Raw genomic sequence first — 23167 nt, 5'->3', positions numbered from 1 at the left:
TGGCTATCCCACAATAAATAATTGGATATTTTTTACCTAAATTCCCTAAGCAGGTGTCAATAAAATCAACTGCTGTTGCAAAAGGCTTCTTACCTCATCCAATCCCAGTTCTACACTTGTCAATATCTCTGCAACTGTGGAGTTTTGATCGCATCTTTGCATAAACTCAAACTCTGCTACAGATAAATTAACAATTTGGTAATCGTAATTAAAGAAACATTGACTGGGAAATCCCTCAAGACAAGGATTAAGTTCGGGAATCGCTGCCAGTAGGGTCTTATCTTCCGACCAGTCAGCTTTGATTAAGGGAGGACGACCGAGGAAAAACTCGTAATGAGTTACTTCTGGGTCTAATAATTCTATCAGGCGATAAAGCTGGCGATCGCTCAATTCTTTTGCTCGTTCTACTAACTCTGGTGCTTTGCCCAAAAGTCTGTCTAAATCCCAGAAACTCGGATTCGAGAAACCAATAAATTCCAATCCCGAAGCATCAATTAATTCAAACAGCGTCTCAATGTTGTAGTCAATTTCTTGAGGATGAACGTACATATCAGCAAAGTATTCATCCTTGTTGTTTTCTAGCGACCAACGTTGTTTATCGTATTTGACAATTCGGTTATTTTCTGGTAGGGAAGCAAATATTTGTCGCCCGACTTGAACACCATCGCGGTAGTCGCCTTTTTTATCACCTTGAATAAGTGCGATCGCTTTTTGCATGAGTTGAATTTCCCAGCGCCCCAACTCCCCGTACACAAAAATGTGCATCAAGCCACCTGGGGCTAACTTCTTCGCCAAAGCTTGAATCCCGCGAATGGGATCGGGGGTATGATGCAAAACGCCAACACAGTTAATTAAATCAAACTCACCCGGTAACTGTTCCACATCAAACAAGCTGAGGTGATGAAATTCAACGCGGTTAGCTCCAGAACGCTGACAACGCTCTTTGGCTACAGCTAAAGCGCCTGTACTGAGGTCAATTCCCACAACAGAAGCTTGAGGATTGAGGTGAACCAAGTACTCTGTACCTACACCAGTACCGCAACCTGCATCTAAAATCCGAATATCTTGCCTTTGGGGTTTTTGACCGGTGCAGAAGTTATGAGCAGCTAGCCAATTCCAGCGCCAGTTATAGCCTGGAGGTGGTTCATCCAACAAAGCTTCTGGCGGAAAGGGGTAGGTATTGTAGAGTTTGGCAACAGCAGCACTAACAGTTTGGGAATCGGACATGATGAGGAATAACGCAGCATTTCTGAGTTTAGCGGATAGTGGATGATTAGGGCAAAGATTACTATTACTTATTTCTTACTATTTATCCAACAGCAAAGTCAGTAAATTGGCGTTTATAAGGAGCGTGAAATCCTAATACAATATCTTCTTTAGGTACTCCAGCAGCGATTAATTCATTAGCGATACCAATTTCTGTACCATCTCTTTGTATCCAAATTTTTTTATCTTTAATATCAACATGAATTATAACTCCGTAAATTCTCCGTTGTTCTTTCCAGCCAATATTTAAGACTTGATAATGATGGCGTTCTGCATCAAATAACAATTGAACCTCTGTGCCATTAGCCACATCATTAGCTAAATGATTACTTAAAATATCTTGAATAATTTGAGAGTAATTTATTCCTTCCATAAAACAATGTCCTGACTTAAGGAATTAAATATTAAAAGTTTAATTTGATATTCTTTTAAAGAATCTTGAATAAATTGACGGGAGAAAAAGTCTTGGTATGTATCTTGGCTAATAGCAAGATATAAAATACGTTCTGGTTCTTCTTTTTTTAATGCTAGCCGATAATTCAAGGTTTGACCTAAAGCGAGATGAAATTCCGTTACCTCAGATGCACCTACAAAAGATTTTATTTCTACGGCTATTTTTTGACCTTGTTTTTGTGCTGCCAATAGTCTTTCTGCTCCTAAATCCACAAAAAATTCAATATCATCAACTTTCAGATGCAGTGGATCGTGGGTAATCATCCAACCATCTTTTTCTAAAGCAGTGCGGACAGATTGATGGAATATATCTTTAGAAGGCATAGGTATCGTAAAGTCTGACAACAACAGCGCTAACGATTTGGGAGTCTGACATTTCAAGAGCAATATTGCAGCAATTCTGAGTTTAGCGAATGCGGAACACTTTAGGTATACAGATAATTGCGATCGCCATCAGCCCATATATTTTAGTTAGGGAAGTTGTTTCAGTAAAAACACTACTGTTTAAGTATCTCTTGGCTAATAAAATTTAATTATAATTTTGTATACGCAAGACTTTGTAACGATTGACCAATTCACACCGCCTATAGGCGAACTAATCACAATGGTTACTTAGCAAAAATTTACCACTCACCAACTCCTGAGCATGTGCAAAAGTTGGCGGTGATGATAACGCACCAACCCAAAAAGTCAAATTCATAATATTTTGAACCTTGAAGTTTGATATTGATTATAACTGCTTACCTATTTACTGCTAACCTTTAGTTTGTACGTGTCAGCGTAGCGTTTCGTAGATGACTACAATCTTTAAAAATTTACACTGCCTTACTTATCTATGGTTTGATTTTTATCATATTGTCTTTTGCGATCGCACCAATGATTTACAACCAATCAGAGTTTGATTTACGCTGTGAATGGGGTTCGCAAGGAGTTGCTCAACTTGCTCCCATCAGTGATCTAGTTGTGATAGTTGATGTTCTCTCTTTTTCTACCTGCGTGGAAATTGCCACCAATAACGGCGCGATAATTTTTCCCTACGCATATAAAGATGAATCAGCCATAGATTATGCCAAGTCAGTACAAGCAGAGTTGGCAAGTCATAGACAACGTTGGACTACAACTGGATATTCTCTCTCGCCAAAATCGGTAGCTGAAATTCCTGCTGGAACCAGACTAGTTTTACCATCACCTAATGGTTCTTTTTTAACTTTACATACAGGAAATACACCAACTTTGGCTGGCTGCTTGCGAAATTGCCAAGCTGTGGCGCAGTTTGCTCAAAAGTATGGTGATAAAATCGCTGTGATTCCTGCCGGTGAGAGGTGGAAAGATGATGGTAGCCTCCGCCCTGCATTTGAAGATTTAATTGGTGCTGGGGCAATTCTCAGTTATTTAGATGGCAGTTTATCACCAGAGGCGGAAGTTGCTGTGACAACATTTCAAGCTTTCCAGCAGGATTTATTAGGGTACTTGAAAAAATGTAGTTCTGGGAAAGAGTTGATTGAAAGAGATTTTGAGTCAGATGTTGAACTATCCGCCGCCTTTAACATCAGTAATTGCGTGCCTTTATTTAAAGATAATGCCTATGTCAACGTAAGTTCGACGAACCTCTCTCTGCCTTGAATTAAAGTTCAAGTCTGTGCTTCTTCAATTCCAATAGGGACGGTTTTGTGTAGTAAAACCTCTAATAAATTTTTTGATTGAGTCAATTATAGGGACACTATATGAGCCGTCGAATTCACGTTATCTATATTCCAGGAACAAGGTTAATTTGGTGTCACAGTTCTAATTATGCGTACACCATATTTATATACCTTTGACTTGCCAAATTACTCTTCTGTTTTTCCCAAGCAATGGTTGTGTTGATAATCTCGTCTAAATCATTGTGTTTTGGTTGCCAACCCAAAACCTTATGGATTTTATCAGCACAAGCTGCAACACAGGCAGGATCGCCTGGACGACGTGGTGCGGCAATAACGGGAAAATCTACACCAGAAATAGCCTTGACTCTTTCAATAACTTGTCGCACGCTGTATCCTTGCCCATAACCGCAGTTGAAAATTTGGCTTTCCCCTCCTTTTTCTAAGTAATCCAAAGCATCTAAGTGAGCAGTTGCCAAATCTTCAACATGGATATAGTCTCGAATTGCGGTTCCGTCGGGCGTAGGAAAATCAGTACCAAAAATTCGGACTTCTGGCTTGCGCTTGAGTGCTGCATCACAAGCAGCTCGAATCAAATGAGTGGCATTCGGTGACATTTGCCCCAATAGTCCACTTGGTTCGGAACCTGCTACATTAAAGTAACGTAAAATTACGTAGTTTAGGGAAGATACTGCTGCATAGTCCTGGATCAGCCACTCACTCATCAACTTTGAACGTCCGTAAGGATTAATGGGCTGTGTAGGATTCGACTCAGTAACAGGATTGTCTTTTACTTCTCCATAGACTGCGGCTGTGCTGGAAAAAATGAACTTGTTAACACCCATAACGCTACAGCAGCGCAGTAAATTTAAGGTGTTGCGGGTGTTGTTGGCGTAGTAGTCAAGGGGATGAGCTACTGATTCTGGAACAATCAGACTAGCAGCAAAGTGTAAGACTGCGCTGAATTTATGCTGGGCAAAAACTTGATAAAGATGTCCACTGTCTACTAAATCGCCAATAATTAGTTTCCCGTGTAGTACTGATGCTGGTGAACTTGTAGAGCAGTTGTCGTAGACAACGACATCATAACCAGCTTCTCCTAGTTGACGAACTACATGGGAGCCAATGTAACCAGCACCGCCAGTTACCAATATTTTCTTTTTCATTTCTTTTCCCTTATCTACCTTTACCTAACAAAACAACTCGAATCGTTTTGAAGGCGATCGCTAAATCCAACCAAATGGAATAATTTTTGATGTAGTACAGATCGTATGACAGCTTTTCGTAAGCATCTTCTATAGATGCTCCATAGGGATACATAACCTGTGCCCAGCCTGTAATTCCAGGTTTGACCAAATAGCGAACTTCATAGTAGGGAATCGCTTCTTTGAGTTTGACATCAAATTCTGGTCGTTCTGGACGAGGCCCAATCAGACTCATTTCACCCCGTAAGACGTTCCATATTTGAGGTAATTCATCAATACGCAACAAACGTAGCCAGTATCCGACTCTGGTGATTCGTGAATCGCGTTGACTAGCCCACTGCGCCCCCAACTTTTCTGCATCCTGATACATGGAGCGAAATTTATAAACTCTAAATGGTTTACCGTGTAACCCACTTCGCTGCTGACTGTACAATACTGGGCCAGGGCTATCTAGCTTAACTAGTAATGCAACCAACAACAGAAGTGGTGCAACTAATACTAGTAAAAAGAGGATCAAGATGAGATCGATACCTCGCTTCAGTTTCATGCTGAAGTAACCAGGCATTAGGTTAAAACCATCACTAAAAGCCAACCATTTATCTTGTAACAACGACGAAGGTAGTTTATACCAAAATGTTTCGTAAACATCTGGCAATGTATAAACCGGAATGCCTCGCAATCGCATCTGCATTAACTGTTGTGCTTGTGACTTGGAAAAGTTTATCTGTGCTGTAACTATTACCCCAGACCAGGATTCTTGACTCCATTGCAACAAATCGCTCAGGCTTCCCTGATAACTCAGATTTCTTTTTGGTAAATCTATAGTTTTTTGGTTTTCCTCTGCTAGAACAGTCAATTTCCCTAAGGGATTCAGTCCTAGCAATTTTTGTGCAAATTTGATGGCATTATCCCCGCCTCCTAGTATTAACCAACGGCTTTTGAGAGCGTGCGATCGCACCCATCTCACTGCGACCACGCGCAATATTATTGCCCAGATAGTAAAGATTCCCAAGCTAGGTAAAAAGACACTCCGCCACGTTACCGGATTCTGTTGGGCAATACCTGATAAGTAAATTAGGGCAGAAATAAAGAATGCGATCGCAAAGCTACAAATAATAATTCGAGCGGGCGCTCTTAAACCTGAAATTTGCCGATCTGGATGGTAAGCATCTGCTAAATAAAATGCTGCAAGTATCATGCAGACAAATGTATAAGGTAACGGATTTAGCCAATGTAAGGGTTGATCTAAACGCAACCATTGTGCGATCGCTAAACAAATTAGCAACCCAAAAATATCCCCTAACAAAAGCAATATCGGTAGGCTGCGGACTATATTTGGCAGCCTAGTATTGGTAGGTAAACTAACATAACTTGTGGAAGTCATTGGTTTTTATTATTCTTCAGTATCCCGATCTCAATTTCTTTGTTAAAACCAGCAACAGATTCAAAGAAGGGAACATTAAAGACTAGCCGTATTGTGCCAAAGCATACAAAAATAAGAAATTTACTATGCTCTGTTTTTCAAAGAAATTGGAGATTAGGTATTACAAACTAAAAGGGGAACTATCTGTGCGTCGGTATAGCATATCTGTAGGATATACATCCTCACTTGCATTGGCTGTACGAACTACACTACGAGTTAAAGGTTGTTCTTTTGACATTTGCATTATGCCATGAGTGTAGTCAATCTGAACTTTATATTTAATTTATTTATTAACGTATATTTACTGCTAAAGTAAGTGTTTACAGAGTAACAAAATAAGGTAAAAACTTATGCAAGCTGTTAGAAGGCTGTTATTAAATTGATTTAATAATGACTTGAAATAAATACTTATCAATGTAATCTAAAATATTAGAAAAAAGTTAAAACACCTTGACATCCAGATAATATTTCTGGGATAAATCTAAGAAAATCTCACAAAAAGCAAACACTTAAAAAACAAGTACTTTTTTGTTTTTTTTGATACAGAAGATTATTGATTAATCCTAATTATGTCCAAAAAACTATCTTGGACTACCAAAATTGTGAAGCAAAATTAGTAAAAACAATTTCAGGTATTCGTAACATACTCCATGCCCTCTAACCAAGAAGACCAAAACTCCTTAGATTTGCAGCAATACTCGCTACTTCTGAAAAGGCGTTGGCTAATTATAGCTGCGGTGACTGCCTCTATTTTTGGGCTTTCAGCTTTAAATGCTATCAAGCAAAAACCAATTTATGAAGCAGAGGGTAAGTTGCTTTTCAGTAAAACTGACCGCGTTTCTTCGCTGACAAGTCCCTCGGCACAAGTTGGGGAGTTGAGAAGTGTGACTGAAATCAACAGTCCGTTGGATACAGAAGCAGAGGTCATTCGTTCTAATCCAATAGTTGAGAAAACTATTGCTAGTCTCAGGTTGGTAGATAAGCAAGGAACACCCTTGGAAATAAATGAGTTTCTCAAACAAGTCAAAATTAAAAGTGTCCGGGGTACAGATATTTTGGCGATTTCGTACAGCAGCAGCAATCCAGAAGAAGCCGCAGATGTTGTGAATTCGCTGATGAGATATTACCTGGAGAACAATATTCAGATTAACCAAGCCCAAGCGACAGTGGCAAAGAAGTTTTTACGCAAGCAATTGCCTGAAGTTGAAGCAAGGGTAGCCAGATCGGAAGCAGCTTTGCGTCGATTTAAAGAAGGAAATCGGGTAATCGCTTTAGAGCAAGAAGCAACAAAAGGAGTGGACAAACTCGCGAATTTATCAGACCAGATTACCCAAGCCCAGGCAAATTTAACGGATGCTGAGACTCGCTCAAAACTTCTGCAACGTCAATTGAGGTTGAATTCGCAGCAGGCTGTGGATATGGGGAATTTAAGTCAATCAAAAGCTGTGCAGGAAGTATTAACACAATACCAACAGGTGCAAAACCAGTTAGCAATAGAAAAGACTCGCTATACAGACAAACATCCGACGATCGCTAATTTGTTAGCAAAAGAAGCAGCCCTCAAAAAGCAGCTAGAGACGCGAATTTTTGAGAATGCAGATAGAGAAAAATCTGTACCAGCCCAGAATTTAGGGATGGGAGAACTCAAGCAGACCCTACTGGCCCAACTGGTACAGTCGGATGTAGAACGTTCAGCATTAGCTAACCGAATTACAGTTTTGCAGAATGCATACACACTTTCCCAAAGACGATTGAGTGTTTTACCCCAATTGCAAGAAAAACAGCAACAGCTAGAGCGACAGTTGCAAGTTGCTACATCTACTTATGAAGAATTGCTAAAGCGATCGCAAGAAGTCGATGTAGTAGTAAATCAGAATGTCGGTAATGCCAGAGTAATATCTGCGGCTTTACTTCCTAAAAAAGCTCTTCCTTCCAAAATTGCCTTTCACCTAGCGCTGGGTGGATTTTTGGGAATTTTGCTGGGTGTAGGGGTAGCTTTGATCTTAGAAGCTATGGATCGATCCCTCAAAACTCTTGAGCAAGCCCAGCAGTTATTAGGTTATTCTTTACTCGGTACGATTCCTCATTTAACTCAAAAAGCTAAAAACAGTGGGGAAGGTTTAGTCGAACTAGCAGTCAAAGATAATCCATATTCGGAAGCAAGTTCAGCCTTTGAGATGCTTCAGACGAACCTGGATTTTACTATCTCCGATCGACCACTAAAAGTAATTGCCGTAGTTAGTTCAGCCCCAGGTGAAGGCAAATCATTTGTGGCTGCAAATTTGGCAGTAGCTAAAGCACAGATGGGGCGCAGAATCCTATTAGTAGATGCGGATATGCGTCACTCTTCCCAACAGGAAATATGGAAACGATCTAATCCAGTCGGACTAAGTAATGTTTTAGTTGGTCAAGTAGAGTTTCGCAACGCCACCCAAGAAGTATTAGTTAACTTGGATTTATTAACGGCTGGGACAATCCTAGCGAAACCCGCAGCATTGCTAGATTCGCAGCGCATGGATTTGTTAATTCAAGAGGCAGTCAAAGACTATGATTGTGTGATTATTGATACTCCTGCCTTGAGTTTGTTTGGTGATGCACTCATGCTAGGCAAGATGGCAGATGGGATATTGCTGGTTGTACATCCTGGAGTGCTTGACCGTGCTGTTGCTAAGAGTACGAAAATCATGCTAGAGCAAGCGCGATCGCATGTTTTAGGAATGGTGGTAAATGGGGTTACTGCTGAAAAGGCGTCTGGTTACTATCACTCTAAGGGGTCTTACGGTGGAAAAAAGTCTGCTTTGAGTCAGATAAATTTGCCTGGGATAAGAGCTTGATGAAGTTTATTGACTTGACTATAGGTTAATGGGGATAGGGGTATTTTCATGATCGGAAAACAGACAATCGAACCTCGGCAGAAATTAGTCATTAAGGCAGGGCAAACCGAGCAGCAGTACTGGCAGGATATTTGGAAGTATCGGGAGTTGTTTTACTTCTTGGCTTGGCGAGACATCTTGGTGCGCTATAAGCAAACGGCCATCGGGCTGGCTTGGGCATTGCTGCGACCTTTTTTAACAACAGTTGTGTTTACGGTTGTATTTGGTGTTTTACTCAAGGCTCCGTCGGCAGGTGCGCCTTACCCGATTGTGGTCTTTTCGGCGATGCTACCTTGGCAGTTCTTTTCCAATGCCTTGAGTGAGTGTAGTAATAGCTTAATTAGTAATTCTAATTTAATTTCTAAAGTTTATTTTCCGCGTTTGATTGTGCCAACGAGTGCGGTGATTGTGAGTTTTGTGGATTTTATGATTTCTGCAATCATCCTGTTGGGCTTTATGGCGTGGTATAACTTTGTGCCGGATTGGCGAATTTTAACGCTGCCGTTGTTTATTGCGATCGCATTTGCAGCGGCGATCGGGGCGGGATTATGGCTGGCGGCATTAAACGTGGAATATCGAGATTTCCGGTATATTGTGCCGTTTATTGTGCAGTTTGGACTCTATATCTCGCCGGTGGGTTTTAGTAGTAGTGTGGTGCCGGAACAGTGGCGACTACTTTACTCCTTAAATCCAATGGTGGGTGTGATTGATGGGTTCCGGTGGGCAATTTTGGGTAAAGACTTTGCTATTTATTTACCCGGATTTCTCTTGTCCGTAGGGTTAGTCATCTTAGTCCTGATTACCGGAATTTACTATTTCCGCCGAATGGAGCGCAAGTTTGCGGACATTATTTAGACACAGCGTTTCAGGAACTGTTAGCAGAGGTTGGAGGATATATGGCAGATACGGTGGTTAAGGTTGAGAACTTAAGTAAGAGCTATGTGTTGAGCCATCAGCAGGAGGGATATCGCTATAAGGCGTTGCGCGATGTGATGGTGGATGGGGCGAAATCGATCGCGAAGACGTTGAACCCCTTTAATCAAAACGCAAAACGCAAAACGCAAAACTCGAATCATGAGGAATTTTGGGCAGTCAAGGATCTGTCGTTTGAGATTAAGCAGGGCGATCGGGTTGGAATTATTGGGCGGAATGGAGCGGGCAAATCGACGCTGCTGAAGCTTTTGAGCCGGATTACGGAACCTACTCATGGCAGTATTGAGATTACGGGGCGAGTGGCGAGTTTGCTAGAGGTGGGGACAGGCTTTCATCCTGAGCTGACAGGGCGGGAAAATATTTACCTCAATGGCGCGATTTTGGGCATGAGTCGGGAACAGATCAAACGCAAGTTTGATGAAATTGTTGATTTTGCAGAGATTGAAAATTTTTTAGATACGCCTGTTAAACGCTACTCCTCTGGGATGTATGTACGCCTAGCATTTTCGGTTGCAGCACATTTAGAGCCAGATGTTTTGATTGTGGATGAGGTTTTAGCAGTTGGAGATGCAAATTTTCAGAAAAAATGTCTTGGCAAAATGCAGGAAGTATCCAACAATCAAGCTCGAACAGTTTTATTTGTAAGTCATAATATTGAAGCAATTCAACGGCTATGTTCTAAATGTTTGTTACTAAATAAGGGGCAGCTAATTAATTACGGGAATACAAACAACGTGATGACTCAATATTTATCTAGTAACTATTATTCTTGTCAAGCTTTCCCCAAAAAGTGGATAAGTTTAAGCGATGCACATCGAAATGGCAATGGACAAGCTCGTTTTATCGCTGTTCAATATAGTAGTTCAAAAAAAGATATTTCTTTTAATGCTTATTCAAATGGTGAACTTGAATTTCTACTGAAGATTGAATCAGATTCTTCAAGAAATATTGGAAGTCTTGCAGTTGTTGTGTATAACCAGTACGGTATAAAATTAGTCAATGCGGATATTGTATCACTTGGACAAATAATATCCCTTCAGCAGGGAGAGAATATAGTTAAATTAAATATTGAAAAGCTACATTTAAAATCAGGTACTTATGTAATTGGTCTTTGGCTTTCCGATTCTTCCTTTAATACTATCTTTGATTTTATTGAGTCGGCATTTGAAATAGAGGTAGTTGAACTTCCATCCGAAGAGTTTGCTATAACATGTGATGGTTTAGTAACCTGTAACTTTCAAGCATTCTCAGCGCCAATAGCCGATTCAAATCTAAATTACAACACATAGAAGTCTTTCAATGAGAGATTTATGGAAATAGTTTGATGTTTATTTTATACAACGAAAAGACATCTATTCTGATACAAGATAGATAAGGTAACAAGGTATGGAAAAGCAAAATGTTCTTTATTTCACAAGTTATCCTTTAGACCCTAATAATGGTTGTGGAATGGCACTTTTAAATGATATTTATCAATTATCTCAGATAGAAGATATCAACCTTTATGTTGCCGTTACTTGTAACGAAAGTAGTCAAGTAGAAACCAAAATACAATTAGAAAAACTTAAAATTAAATATTACTTAACTACTCGATTAAATCCTTGTGAAAAAAAAGAAAATTTCTTAAAAGAAGTAGTAAAAACATATAAAAGGTTAACGTACAAATTACGATCGACTTTTAGCTTTCAAAATGTAACGTACTACAATTGGGAGCGAGCAAAAGATATTTCTGAATATTTAACTGAACTCTGCGATCGACTCTCAATCAAAGTTGTTATTGTTGAACAGCTATATAGTATTTTATGGTTTAAAAATTTCCTTAAACTTAAACAACAAAAGATATATCTTGCAACTGATAAAGAAGCAGAATTTTTTAAAGCTCTTGCTCCCTATAATTGGTTCAATTACAAATCTAAATTTAGTATTTTTATTAGTTATTTAAGACTAAAAACTTTTGAAAAAAAAGTCTGTGAATTGGCTGATAAATGTATATTTATGTCCGAAGCAGATATTCCCAACTATTTACTAGCTAATGAAAAAGCATCGATCAATTCACAAATACTCCCACCTAAACTCGTCGGCTGGCATTATACAAATTCAAAAACAGTTTTCTTTGCTGGTAATATTAATTTTCATTTCAATTTCTTAGCGGTAAAATGGTTAATTTGTGAATTATCTCCGAGATTATTAAAACTAAATAATAAAATAAAAATTGTGATTACTGGTACAGATTTTCATAATATGCCTAAAGATTGGACTATAGAAAGTAATGTTCATATTCCTGGCTTTATTCCTAAAGAACAGCTTGAGATTTTGTTTCAGACTTCCGATATTTTTATATGTCCTATTGATAATGATTTTTCAGTGAAGATGAAATTAGTTGAATGTGTTTCTTATGGAATGCCTTTCTTTGCAACTGAGCCTTGTCTTAAAGCATTACCATATTTATCTGGTTTGCCAATTTTAGATATTAATAGCCCTGACGAAGCAGCAGCTTATATTTGTGATACTTTATCGAGGAAAGAAGTCTTAGAGGAATTAAGTCACCGAATCTTAGAAGATGCTTTTAATTTTGCTAATACTCGAAAAGATTGGTGGATAAAAACTGTTTTAGACATATAAATATTCAACTTTAAATATTGAGATAACTATCAAAATTTATTTATCTCAATTTATAAAAATTGTCAAACACTAGTTATTACAACATAACCAAAATGACTACTTTCCATCAATCAGTTTTAGTTACTGGAGTAGCGGGATTTATTGGTCGTTACGTTGCTCGGTATTTCTCAGAGCAAGGTTGGTCGGTAATAGGCGTTGATAATTCGCCTCCTGAAAATGCTCCCCTTCACAACTTAACAGCCTATCATCGTCTCAAATTACCCGACCTCTCTTTAAATAACTTATTAAAGGAATATTCTCCTAACATTTGCATTCATTGTGCAGGGCGTGCTTCTGTTGGCTTATCGATTATAGAACCCGATGTTGACTTTCAATCTAACACAGCTTTAACTTTTGAAATTTTAAATGCGTTGCGAATTAATGCGCCTAGATGTCGATTTATTTTTCTTTCTAGTGCAGCTATTTATGGAAATCCAGAGTCATTACCTATTGGAGAAACTCAACGCTGTAACCCCATTTCCCCTTATGGATTTCATAAGTTACAAAGCGAACAACTATGTTTAGAATTTAGCAAAGTTTATGATTTACCAACTGCAAGTGTACGAATTTTTTCTGCTTATGGCCCGGGTTTACGCCGTCAAGTCCTTTGGGATATTTGCCGACAAGCAATTTATCAACCCATAGTTAAGTTACAAGGAACTGGCAAAGAAAGCCGTGATTTTATTCATGTACTCGACATTGCCAAAGCTTTATTAGTAGTAGCAACTTCTGCACCAATGCAAGGAGAAACATATAATTTTGCAAGTGGAAGAGAAGTTACAATTTCAGAACTAGCGGAGATGGTGTTTAAATCCTTAGACTACAAAGGTAGTGTTGAGTTTGATGGAATGGTTCCTGTTGGAACCCCCATTAATTGGCAAGCTGATGTTACAAAATTAGGAAGTCTAGGAATAACCGATTTTTTATCTTTAGAACGGGGTGTCCGTGTTTATGCAAATTGGAGTTATGCAGAACTGTTGGGCATATAGTTCTTCTTTAAAAAAGCCATACTCATTAAAAGAATTTTTATCATGAATACAGAACAGTTAAAATTAATCGTCCAAAAGATATTACCATCTCCTACCCACCACTGGCTAAAGTCTCAATATAATAAGGTACGCCTGGGTACTCTGCAAAGCTTAAAACCTATAAATTCAGGTTGGGGTTTTGAACAAGGAAAACCAATTGACCGCTACTATATTGAGAATTTTTTGGGTCGCCATTCAAATGATATTTATGGACACGTATTAGAAATTGGAGATAACTATTATACTCAGCAATTTGGAGGCGATCGCGTTACTAAAAGTGATGTATTGCACGTTCAAGATAACCCCAATGCAACAATCATCGCAGACCTAACAGATGCGGAACATATACCATCAAATACATTTGACAGCTTTGTTTTGGTTCAGACGCTTCAGCTAATTTACGAAGTGCGACTAGCGCTGAAAACAACCTACAGAATTATGAAACCAGGAGGTGTTGTTCTGGCTACGTTTCCGGGAATCACACCACTCAAAGATGAGGAATGGAACAATTGCTGGTGTTGGAATTTTACAGCCCTATCTGCACAGCGACTGTTTGAGGAGGTTTTTCCTAAAGAGAATATTCAAGTCGAAACCCACGGAAATGCTTTGGCAGCCACAGCTTTTCTTCAAGGATTGGTAGTTCAAGATATACCCAAGGGAAAGCTAGATTATCATGACCGTAGCTATGAGGTAACTATCACCGTCAGAGCAGTGAAACCTGAGGTGATGGAATGAAAATACTTGGAAGTGACAAATTGCAGCGAGCGATTCGACGGCTCCAGAAAAATTTAGCATCCTCTAAGGGGCTTATTTTGATGTACCATCACGTCGCTGAGGTAGAATTAGACCCCTGGAGTCTGTGCGTAACTCCCCAGTACTTTGCCGAACAACTAGAAGTTTTACAAAAAAAAACCCACCCCATTAGCCTCAAGCAATTCGTGCAAGCGCATCGAGATGGCAAAATTCCAGATCGAGCAGTGGTTGTCACCTTTGATGACGGTTATGCAGACAATCTCCATCATGCCAAACCAATACTTGAGCGCTATAGCATTCCAGCCACGGTTTTCGTAAGTACTGGCTACATAGGAAAAGAGCGTGAGTTTTGGTGGGATGAATTAGAACGGCTACTTTTGCAACCAGGCACATTACCTGAGAAACTTTCTCTGAATATTAATGGTAGCCTTTGTCACTGGGAGCTAGGGCAAGCAGCAAATTACACTGAACAAGACTATCAAAGCGATCGCATTTGTAAAGCCTGGGAAGCTAAACCCGGTTCTCGAATGTCTTTCTATTACTCAATTTGGCAAGTATTACTACCTTTACTGGAACGAGAATGTATAAAAGCTCTAGACGAGTTAGTAATTTGGGCTAATGCCGAATCTACGGTACGCAAGACTCACCGCTCCCTTTTACCGGAAGAAGTGTGTGCTTTGGGCCAAGGGGATTTAGTAGAAATTGGCGCTCACACAGTTACCCATCCATTTCTTTCAGCACAATCGACAGAATTACAAAGGTATGAAATCCAGCAAAGCAAAGCTGCTTTAGAGGAGATGCTCAATTGTCCCGTGACAAGTTTTTCCTATCCATTTGGTAATTACACTCCAGAAACCCTGGAACTGACTCGAACTATTGGATTTGACTGTGCTTGCACTACAACTGAAGACATTGTATGGCGACAGAGCAACAGTTTTCAATTGCCTCGCTTCGGGATTGAAAACTGGAATGGGGAAGAATTTGCCAAGCAATTAGCGAGGTGGTTTCATGGTTGAACAGATAAATAACAAACCGTTAGTTTCCTGCATCATCATCTTTTTGAACGGTATTGAAAAGTTCTTTATAGAAGCAATAGAAAGCATTTTCGCTCAAACCTATGACAATTGGGAACTTTCGTTAGCAGATGACGGCTCAACCGACGAGAGTACAGCTATTGCGTTGCGATATGCCCAACAACACCCTAACAAAGTGCGCTATTTGGAGCATGAAGGTCATCAAAATCGCGGTATGAGTGCAACGCGCAATCTGGGAATTCGCCATGCAAAAGGTGAATATATTGCTTTACTAGATGCAGATGATATCTGGTTGCCACAAAAACTGGAGAAGCAGGTAGCAATATTAGAAGCTCACCCCGAAGCAGGTATGGTTTATGGCTCCACTCTGATGTGGTTTAGCTGGACGGGTAATCCTGAAGATGCGAAGCGCGATCGCCAGCGAACTCTGGGTGTAAAACCTGATACTCTACTAAAACCGCCAACACTGCTCAAGTTGCTTTTGAAAGGCAAAGTCGAAACACCAGGCACCTGTAGCGTCCTCATACGTCGCAAACTCGTTCAAGATGTCGGTGGCTTTGAGGAGTCCTTTCGAGGAATGTTTGAAGATCAAGCCTTCTTTGCCAAAGTCTGTGTCAAAGCATCTGTCTTTGTAGAAAGTGGCTGTTGGGATAGGTATCGACAACACCCAAAAAGCTCCTGTTATGTTGCACAAGCTTTAGGACAATACAATCCACTCAAACCAAATTCTACCCACTTAACTTTCTTAACCTGGTTAGAGAAATATTTGTGCGAACAAGGATACCAGGATACTGAGATTTTGCAAGCATTAAATAAAGCATTATGGTCTTACCAGCACCCACGAATGTTCTACTTATTGCAATTTTTTCAAGATGTTGCTCAGTCTCTTACGAGGAGTATAAAAAAAATTGTGAAATTCATATTTAGACATACTCAGCATAAACCTAGCGATCTGTCCAAAACTAATTGACGGATAGTTTTTCACAATGACTTGAATAAATTATTTTATTACAGCAATAAAAAAACAAATTAACTGATGAAAAGCCAATTATTATGAATGAGTTATACCCTTTTCGATCTGTTATTCAACCTGTGCCCAATGGAGAACCACGACCTTTATGGTCGGTTATGATTCCCACCTACAACTGTGCAAACTATCTGCGTGAAACACTGACGAGTGTGTTATCACAAGACCCAGGACCAGAGATAATGCAAATAGAGGTGGTTGATGACCACTCCACCAAGGACGATCCTGAAGCTATTGTTAAAGAATTAGCAGGCGATCGCGTTAGTTTTTATCGCCAACCAGAAAATGTTGGACATGTTAAGAACTTTACCACCTGCCTAGAGCGATCGCGTGGCAAACTCATCCATCTTTTGCATGGTGATGATTGCATTCGGGAAGGCTTTTATCGCAAGATGCAACAAGCATTTGATAACCAGCCAGAAATAGGAGCCGCTTTCTGTCGTCACATTTTTATGGATGAGGCAGGGCACTGGCGACACTTTTCTGAGATATTACAACCTCAAAGCGGTGCGATCGATAATTGGTTGGAAAAAATTATAGTCAAACAATATCTTCAAACTCCCTCTATTGTTGTTCGCCGACAAGTATATGAAAAGTTAGGTAGTTTTGATCGTCGGTTTTGTTTTTATTATGAAGACTGGGAAATGTGGGTACGAATTGCCGCACAATACCCTGTATGGTATGAAGTTGAACCACTAGCTATTTATCGGCTACATTCTGTATCTAACACTGGACAAACTGTGCGTACAGGTAAAAACATACAAGAGGTACGCCGTGGGTTGGAAATTGTACAGTCCTATTTGCCTGCTTATCTGCCACAATCAACAATCGATCGCCTGATCGATGCCAATAAAAAACACTCGGCAATCTGTGCTCTCAGAACAGCCCAAAATATGCTGATGATTGGCGATATACCTGCTGCGATCGCACAAATTCGAGAGGCACTTAAATGCAGTATTTCACCAAAGGTTATGGCATATTTTCTTTACTTTGCTACCCAAGCTGGATTGAAACGTTCGCTGTCATTTTATCGAAGTTAAATAAACTAAATAATACCAATTGTGGAAAATAATGAGATAGTCCCTCCAGTCATTGAAATGCTTTCAGGCTTGTTTATTATTTTACGACTTTAGGATTTACGCACTGTACAAACGCATTATTTCGTGTATCAATTTTCAGGAAGAAAGGTATTGTCAAAATGCAAACTCCAGTTGCGTTCATCATTTTTAATCGCCCAGATAGAACCGCAAAAGTGTTTGAGGCAATTCGCCAAGCGCGTCCACCGATGCTCCTAGTTGCGGCGGATGGTCCTCGTGTAAATCGAACAGGAGAGTCCGAAAAATGTGCTGAGACTCGATCGATAATCGATCGCGTAGACTGGCCCTGCGAAGTCTTAACCAATTATTCTGACATCAATATGGGAATGAAGCAGCGGGAAGCAACTGCTTTTTCTTGGGTATTTGACATCGTTGAAGAAGCTATTCTTCTGGAAGACGACTGTTTACCTCATCCGACATTTTTTCCCTATTGCGAAGAATTATTGAGGTATTACCGTCATGATGAGCGGGTCATGACAATTTCTGGAGATAATACTCCCTTGGGCAATCCTAGAAATCGGCAGATTCAGGACAGCTATTACTTTTCGATTTATACCCGAACATGGGGATGGGCAACTTGGCGTAGGGCATGGCAACATTACGATCTGGAAATGAAAAAGTGGTCAACCATTCGCGACGAGGGCTGGCTAAAAGACATTCTCAGAGATTCCAGAGAAGTCGAATTTTGGCAAAACCAATTTCAATCTACCTATGATGGTTTTGATACTTGGGACTATCAATGGATGCTTTGTTCCTGGTTACAAAATGCCTTGAGCATTATCCCCACAGTTAATTTGATTAGCAATCTGGGATTCGATCTGGATGGAACCAATACAACAGATCGAGGCGATCCACGCTCGAATGTTCCGACACAAGCCGTGCAATTTCCATTACAACATCCGCCCTTCACGATCCCAGATCGCCAAGCCGATCGCTTCACAAGAGAAAATGTTTATATGCCAAGTCTCTTGAAACGTGTGCAGAGAAAGCTCAGAAAAACATTCAAAAATTTAAAATAATTTGTCGAACTGTTAATGTTTAACTATTGAATCTACTTATGCAAATTATTCATACTAGTTATTCTGATTTATCTGGAGGTGCTGCTCGTGCAGCTTACCGGATTCATCGTTGTCTGTTACAGGCAGAAATAGACTCTCGGATGCAAGTTTTGTCAAAGAGTTCTGACGATCCAACAGTTAGAGGTAATTCATTAAAAATCGGAAGAATAACAACAGAAATTCGTACAGGTATTGGTTTATTAGCCAAAAAAACCATCAAAAGTTCCGATCCAACGCGTTATTCAGCTGGGATTCTTCCTTCTAATTGGGTAAAATCTTTCCATGCCTCTGATGCAGATGTGATAAATCTTCATTGGGTAGGTGCAGAGACTTTATCCATTCGTGAAATTGGTCAGATTCGTAAACCGATAGTGTGGACGTTTCACGATATGTGGGCATTTTGTGGAGCAGAGCACTATACAAACGATGGACTTAATGCTCGCTGGCGTGAGGGTTATCGAGCAGACAATCGTCCACAAGACGAGTCTGGTTTCGATTTAAATCGTTGGACTTGGGAACGCAAGCAACGTAACTGGAAATATCCTTTCCATATTGTTTGCCCTAGTAACTGGCTAGCAGATTGCGTTCGCAATAGTGCATTGATGGCAGATTGTCCCGTCTCAGTAATACCATATCCCTTAGATTTAGATAGCTTTCGTCCGATTGAAAAAACATTAGCACGACAGCTTTTGAATTTACCTCAACAGCGATCGTTAATTTTATTTGGTGCCTTGGGTGGAACAAACGATCCTCGCAAAGGTATTGATTTATTATTACAAGCTACCAGTTTTCTGGAAAATCAAAAGTCAAAAGATATAGAAATTGAAATAGTAATTTTTGGGCAGTCACGTCCGCCACAAGTTCCTAAATTGGGTTTCCCGCTTCGATACACAGGACATCTTGCTGATGATATTTCTCTCGCTCTACTCTATTCTGCTGCTGATGTTTTTGTTGCACCTTCTAGACAAGATAACTTACCAAATACAGTTGTTGAGGCAATAGCCTGTGGTACTCCTACTGTTGCCTTCAAAATTGGAGGAATGCCTGATTTAATTCAGCATAAGGTGTCAGGCTATTTGGCACAACCATACGAAGCAGAAGATTTAGCAACAGGAATTCAATGGGTCTTACAACAACAAAAAGAAAGTAAATCTCTTAGTTTAGCAGCCCGTCGTCATGCAGAATATATGTTTGATCCAGTTCGGATCGCACAGCAGTACGTTGCGGTTTATAAGGAAGCAATGAATATACAAAAAAAGTGAGTAACTATATAGGGCTTGATGAAAAAGCCGCCACAGTGGATTTAGAATTCACACAGCTTGATAAATAGTAGCTTCGTAACAGAGTCTCATCAAATTTGTTTAGCAACCTCCCAAAGAAAGTGCAAGATTTTTGAGTCTATCGAGGTGATAATGTTGCACTTATAATATCTAAAAATTATGCTTCTTAAATTCATCCCAGAAAAGGATAAAATCCATTCAATACATAAAATTTTTTCTTTGTTTGGCAATTTTAAAAATTTTATTTTGATATTTGGTCTAGCTATTTGGGCTATTATTCCGTTATTAGGTGTAGTTTTTATACTTGCATATTGCCAAATTAATGTTTCTCAAAATCAAATAGTAGGAAACCAAAAACGTGTACTCAATATATTTCCAATCTTACTAGTTTTATTTACAATAACTACATATATAGCCAGCTTTGAGCCATTTCAAGATACAATTGTATATCTTGATATTTATTCTTCGCTTCAGAAAGAAACAGGGTTGACTATTCCAGATATCGAACTAGAACCAGTCTCTTTCATTTTGCCTAAATATTTGAGTGTATTAATAGGGCCTAGTCAACTGAGTTTTTTATTCCTTCAATCTTTGAGCATGAATACGGCTTTCACCGTTTTATCCATGCTATTTATGCCCGATTTTTATCCATTAATCATATTAATTAATGTAACGACTCAAGGATATTATTTTCAACTATTTTGGATGAGGCAAATTTATTCATGGATATTTATAATACCTGCTATCTATATTGATAATTTTGCGATCGCTTGTCTTTGTATATATGTCGGCTATTGGACACATAAATCTTCTTTAATGTATATTTTTGGCATATTACCTGGACTATTAAAGTACAAATTTATTAATGTATTAAATCCATTTAAATACTTTTCTAAATATTTGAATAATAGATTTAGTATTATTATTTGTTTCGGGTCGATACTTTTATTTTCATCAGTAATAATGAAATCACTGCTAGATTTGACAAGTTCGTTGTCATCTTTTGATGGTTCTGTATCTCAGAGAATCGATATTTATGGCGGTGGCGGTGATGATTACAGTTTTGGAGATAAGATTAAAAATCAAATACGCCCTATTCTTGATTATACTATTATCTCTATATTTATCTTAAGATCCGATCTAAGCAAAATAAATAGAGTATATAGCAAAACAAATAGAAGATATATAAGATGGATTACAACATTCTTTTTGCTTTTTTTACTTTATTTTGGGTCTTTAACGTATGGATTTAATTTGAGAATTACCAGTATCTTTTTTTGTATACCTGGTTTTTTTTATATTATTGCTCTCTCTTCCGACAAACTTGATAGTGCCTATAGATATGATACTTTTATATTTATATTGGCAATTGTTTTCAGGATGATTTACTTTTTTGTTAGTATCACATCTCCTCAAAGCTACCTAACTTTTTGGGATGGGGAACCGCTAACTACACCAATCAGTGAATATTTTTACCTTTTTTATCAGTTTGTATTAAACATAATTAATTATAACTAATATGAATAATTACCAAGTATCGATAGTAACGATATCCAAAAATAATTACCAAGGATTACAAAAAACCTTACAATCAGTCAAAGAACAAGATTATAAAATAATAGAACATATTGTTATTGACGGAGATTCTGATGATGGAAGTAAAGAGTTTTTAGATTCATATACCCATTCTAAAAAGTATATTTATTTTTCAGAACTAGATAATGGTATATCTAGCGCATTTAATAAAGGGTTACAAAAAAGTAATGGAGATTTAATTTTCTTCTTAAACTCTGGAGATGTATTCTTTTCCAAAACAGTGATTTCTGAAGTTGTGCAAAACTATATGCAACATAAATGGAAATGTGCTATTGGTGTCACAGTCACTACAAGTTTTGCTGGAGAAACCATATTTTATCGTCCGCCGCAACTGTCATCGAAGTTTCTAAAATACTTTATGTTTTTACCACACCAGGGTTTTTTCTGTGAAACTTCTCTACATAAGAATTACAAATACAATGAATCTCTCAAAATTTCTATGGATTACGAGTTATTTCTGCGAATGCTCAAAAATATAACAATCTTTTATTTACCTACAGTAATATCAATACGCGAACCTGGAGGTATTTCTAGCCAAACTCAAAAGAGAATTAGCGAACATTCACAAATACGTTTGATTTACGCTAATAAAATGCATGAAAAATTGATAATTAGCATTTTGAATACATTGATTGTACTTAAAAACTATCTCAAAATTGACTCACCCTTTGCATCCAAAAAAGAATAAACCAAATATTACATTAGCGAATATTTACTAAGACTTCAGTTATCTCAAATATTTATTTTAGAAATAACCGCGTTTTTATCCATTTGTGAATTATGCATATAATATATCTTTTTAGACCGAAAAATCCCAGAGTGCATCATTGCTCAGAATCTTTTTATAAAGCAATGACACTAAATACTGGTTCTGATATAGCTAGTTATTCTGTAAAATACTTATATTCCGTCACTTTACGAGAAATTTGGTCATTAATAAAACAAGTCATGAGCCTAAATAGGGAAGAAGAAATATCAGTATTTTTCTTTTTAATTCAGTTAGATTATTTAGTATTAGCTTTAATTTTAAAAATCATTAGTAAAATTCTAAATAAAAGCTTAGAAATTTCTTATTTGATGCATGAGCCTAAATTTGAAAAAGGAAGGATTAACCCTTTAAAAGCATATATTGTATTTTTATATCATTTAGTTTTTGGCTATGTAGGAGATAAGATATTATTGCCTAGCAATGAAGCGTTTTTGAAAGCACAAGAATTTGTTAATAATGATAAGCTTTACAAGTTAAACTTATCATTTCTTTCTCTTCCAGAAGAGATTTTACAAAATAATTTAGCGCAACTTAAGTTTAGTTGGCATAATGAAAAAAGTTTCTTATTGTTAGGTCGAGCAGATAGAGATAAAAACCCTCAAGGATTTTTATCTCTAGCAAGTATAATTAACAAAGATTACCCAAAACAAGCGAGATTTATTCGGGGTGGAAGCGAGAGGAACATACAAGTAAACTACGACGAAAAACTAATAATTAGATTTCCTGGCTTCATTTCAAATAGTGCTAAAAGTTTTCTACTTGGTTTAAGCCACTTTGTTGTGATTCCCTACTCATTCTCAACTCAAAGTGGTGTGGTGACAGAGGCTTTGAGTTATGGAAAGCTTTTAATTATTAATGATATTCCTACTTTTTCATATTTAAAAGGTCTAAGTTTTGTATTTTTTACTGATTTTAATGACGAAAGCTCAATGTCAAAATGTATCCATGATTTATTTAGTATGGACATAAATGATTATGAAACCCGCTATTGGGAAGCAATAAGATACTTCCAAGAAAATCATTCAGAAGCTTATCTTTCAAAAACCTTGCAAGAAATTTTATAAACACATT

20 protein-coding genes are annotated in these 23167 nt (G+C 38.2%); 15 read left to right on the top strand and 5 right to left on the bottom strand.

Annotation, left to right across the window (positions count from 1 at the left end):
* Nucleotides 1–45 precede the first annotated feature (45 nt).
* The 3 genes from AC1F2U_RS24065 to AC1F2U_RS24055 form a co-directional block, all read right to left on the bottom strand.
* Nucleotides 46–1227, bottom strand: a complete 1182-nt coding sequence (locus AC1F2U_RS24065) for a class I SAM-dependent methyltransferase (protein ID WP_480263375.1) — start codon at nucleotides 1225–1227, stop codon at nucleotides 46–48.
* 82 nt (nucleotides 1228–1309) lie between these two features.
* The gene (locus tag AC1F2U_RS24060) at nucleotides 1310–1639 is read right to left on the bottom strand and encodes an element excision factor XisI family protein (RefSeq protein ID WP_480263374.1); all 330 of its coding nucleotides are present in this window, start codon (nucleotides 1637–1639) and stop codon (nucleotides 1310–1312) included.
* Entirely contained in the window at nucleotides 1627–2043 is a 417-nt protein-coding gene (locus AC1F2U_RS24055; protein WP_334909352.1) for a XisH family protein, read from the bottom strand. Before AC1F2U_RS24055 ends, AC1F2U_RS24060 begins: the two co-directional genes overlap by 13 nt.
* A 516-nt stretch (nucleotides 2044–2559) precedes the next feature.
* Here AC1F2U_RS24055 and AC1F2U_RS24050 point away from each other — a divergent pair.
* On the top strand, nucleotides 2560–3342 hold the full coding sequence (locus AC1F2U_RS24050) for a 2-phosphosulfolactate phosphatase (protein ID WP_480263373.1): 783 nt from the start codon (nucleotides 2560–2562) through the stop codon (nucleotides 3340–3342).
* Between the two features lie 166 nt (nucleotides 3343–3508).
* Here the strand turns inward: AC1F2U_RS24050 and galE are convergent, their stop codons facing one another.
* Complete coding sequence (gene galE, locus AC1F2U_RS24045) at nucleotides 3509–4525, bottom strand: UDP-glucose 4-epimerase GalE (protein ID WP_480263372.1); 1017 nt, start codon at nucleotides 4523–4525, stop codon at nucleotides 3509–3511.
* Between the two features lie 10 nt (nucleotides 4526–4535).
* A complete protein-coding gene (locus AC1F2U_RS24040; RefSeq protein ID WP_480263371.1) occupies nucleotides 4536–5948 on the bottom strand; it encodes a sugar transferase in 1413 nt (470 codons plus the stop codon).
* Nucleotides 5949–6637: 689 nt separating this feature from the next.
* On the opposite strand from AC1F2U_RS24040, the gene AC1F2U_RS24035 reads away from it, so the two are divergent.
* The 14 genes from AC1F2U_RS24035 (at nucleotide 6638) to AC1F2U_RS23970 (ending at nucleotide 23160) form a co-directional block, all read left to right on the top strand.
* Nucleotides 6638–8821: a GumC family protein gene (locus AC1F2U_RS24035; protein ID WP_480263370.1), complete on the top strand. Its 2184-nt coding sequence runs from the start codon at nucleotides 6638–6640 to the stop codon at nucleotides 8819–8821.
* A 48-nt stretch (nucleotides 8822–8869) separates the two neighbouring features.
* Nucleotides 8870–9715 carry an ABC transporter permease gene (locus AC1F2U_RS24030; protein ID WP_480263369.1) on the top strand — a complete coding sequence of 282 codons (846 nt, stop codon included), beginning with the start codon at nucleotides 8870–8872 and terminating at the stop codon, nucleotides 9713–9715.
* Between the two features lie 41 nt (nucleotides 9716–9756).
* On the top strand, nucleotides 9757–11082 hold the full coding sequence (locus AC1F2U_RS24025; RefSeq protein ID WP_480263368.1) for an ABC transporter ATP-binding protein: 1326 nt from the start codon (nucleotides 9757–9759) through the stop codon (nucleotides 11080–11082).
* A 97-nt stretch (nucleotides 11083–11179) separates the two neighbouring features.
* A complete protein-coding gene (locus tag AC1F2U_RS24020) occupies nucleotides 11180–12415 on the top strand; it encodes a glycosyltransferase family 4 protein (protein ID WP_480263367.1) in 1236 nt (411 codons plus the stop codon).
* Nucleotides 12416–12507: 92 nt separating this feature from the next.
* Nucleotides 12508–13443 carry an NAD-dependent epimerase/dehydratase family protein gene (locus tag AC1F2U_RS24015; RefSeq protein ID WP_480263366.1) on the top strand — a complete coding sequence of 312 codons (936 nt, stop codon included), beginning with the start codon at nucleotides 12508–12510 and terminating at the stop codon, nucleotides 13441–13443.
* Nucleotides 13444–13485: 42 nt separating this feature from the next.
* Nucleotides 13486–14217, top strand: coding sequence for a methyltransferase domain-containing protein (locus AC1F2U_RS24010; RefSeq protein WP_334896693.1), 732 nt, complete (start codon nucleotides 13486–13488; stop codon nucleotides 14215–14217).
* Nucleotides 14214–15251, top strand: coding sequence for a polysaccharide deacetylase family protein (locus tag AC1F2U_RS24005; protein ID WP_480263365.1), 1038 nt, complete (start codon nucleotides 14214–14216; stop codon nucleotides 15249–15251). Before AC1F2U_RS24010 ends, AC1F2U_RS24005 begins: the two co-directional genes overlap by 4 nt.
* The gene (locus AC1F2U_RS24000) at nucleotides 15244–16239 is read left to right on the top strand and encodes a glycosyltransferase family 2 protein (protein WP_480263364.1); all 996 of its coding nucleotides are present in this window, start codon (nucleotides 15244–15246) and stop codon (nucleotides 16237–16239) included. Before AC1F2U_RS24005 ends, AC1F2U_RS24000 begins: the two co-directional genes overlap by 8 nt.
* An 83-nt stretch (nucleotides 16240–16322) precedes the next feature.
* Nucleotides 16323–17336 (top strand): glycosyltransferase family 2 protein, encoded by a 1014-nt coding sequence (locus AC1F2U_RS23995; protein ID WP_480263363.1) that lies wholly within the window; start codon nucleotides 16323–16325, stop codon nucleotides 17334–17336.
* 158 nt (nucleotides 17337–17494) lie between these two features.
* Nucleotides 17495–18412, top strand: a complete 918-nt coding sequence (locus AC1F2U_RS23990; protein ID WP_480263362.1) for a glycosyltransferase family 2 protein — start codon at nucleotides 17495–17497, stop codon at nucleotides 18410–18412.
* A gap of 38 nt (nucleotides 18413–18450) precedes the next feature.
* Nucleotides 18451–19713, top strand: a complete 1263-nt coding sequence (locus AC1F2U_RS23985) for a glycosyltransferase family 4 protein (RefSeq protein WP_480263361.1) — start codon at nucleotides 18451–18453, stop codon at nucleotides 19711–19713.
* A gap of 177 nt (nucleotides 19714–19890) precedes the next feature.
* Complete coding sequence (locus tag AC1F2U_RS23980; protein ID WP_480263360.1) at nucleotides 19891–21249, top strand: hypothetical protein; 1359 nt, start codon at nucleotides 19891–19893, stop codon at nucleotides 21247–21249.
* A 1-nt stretch (nucleotide 21250) separates the two neighbouring features.
* Nucleotides 21251–22015 carry a glycosyltransferase family 2 protein gene (locus AC1F2U_RS23975; protein WP_480263359.1) on the top strand — a complete coding sequence of 255 codons (765 nt, stop codon included), beginning with the start codon at nucleotides 21251–21253 and terminating at the stop codon, nucleotides 22013–22015.
* A 164-nt stretch (nucleotides 22016–22179) separates the two neighbouring features.
* A complete protein-coding gene (locus tag AC1F2U_RS23970) occupies nucleotides 22180–23160 on the top strand; it encodes a glycosyltransferase family protein (protein ID WP_480263358.1) in 981 nt (326 codons plus the stop codon).
* The last annotated feature ends 7 nt before the right edge of the window (nucleotides 23161–23167 follow it).

The organism is Nostoc sp. LEGE 12454 (genome assembly GCF_056620565.1).
This window is presented reverse-complemented; position numbering and strand designations above follow the sequence as displayed.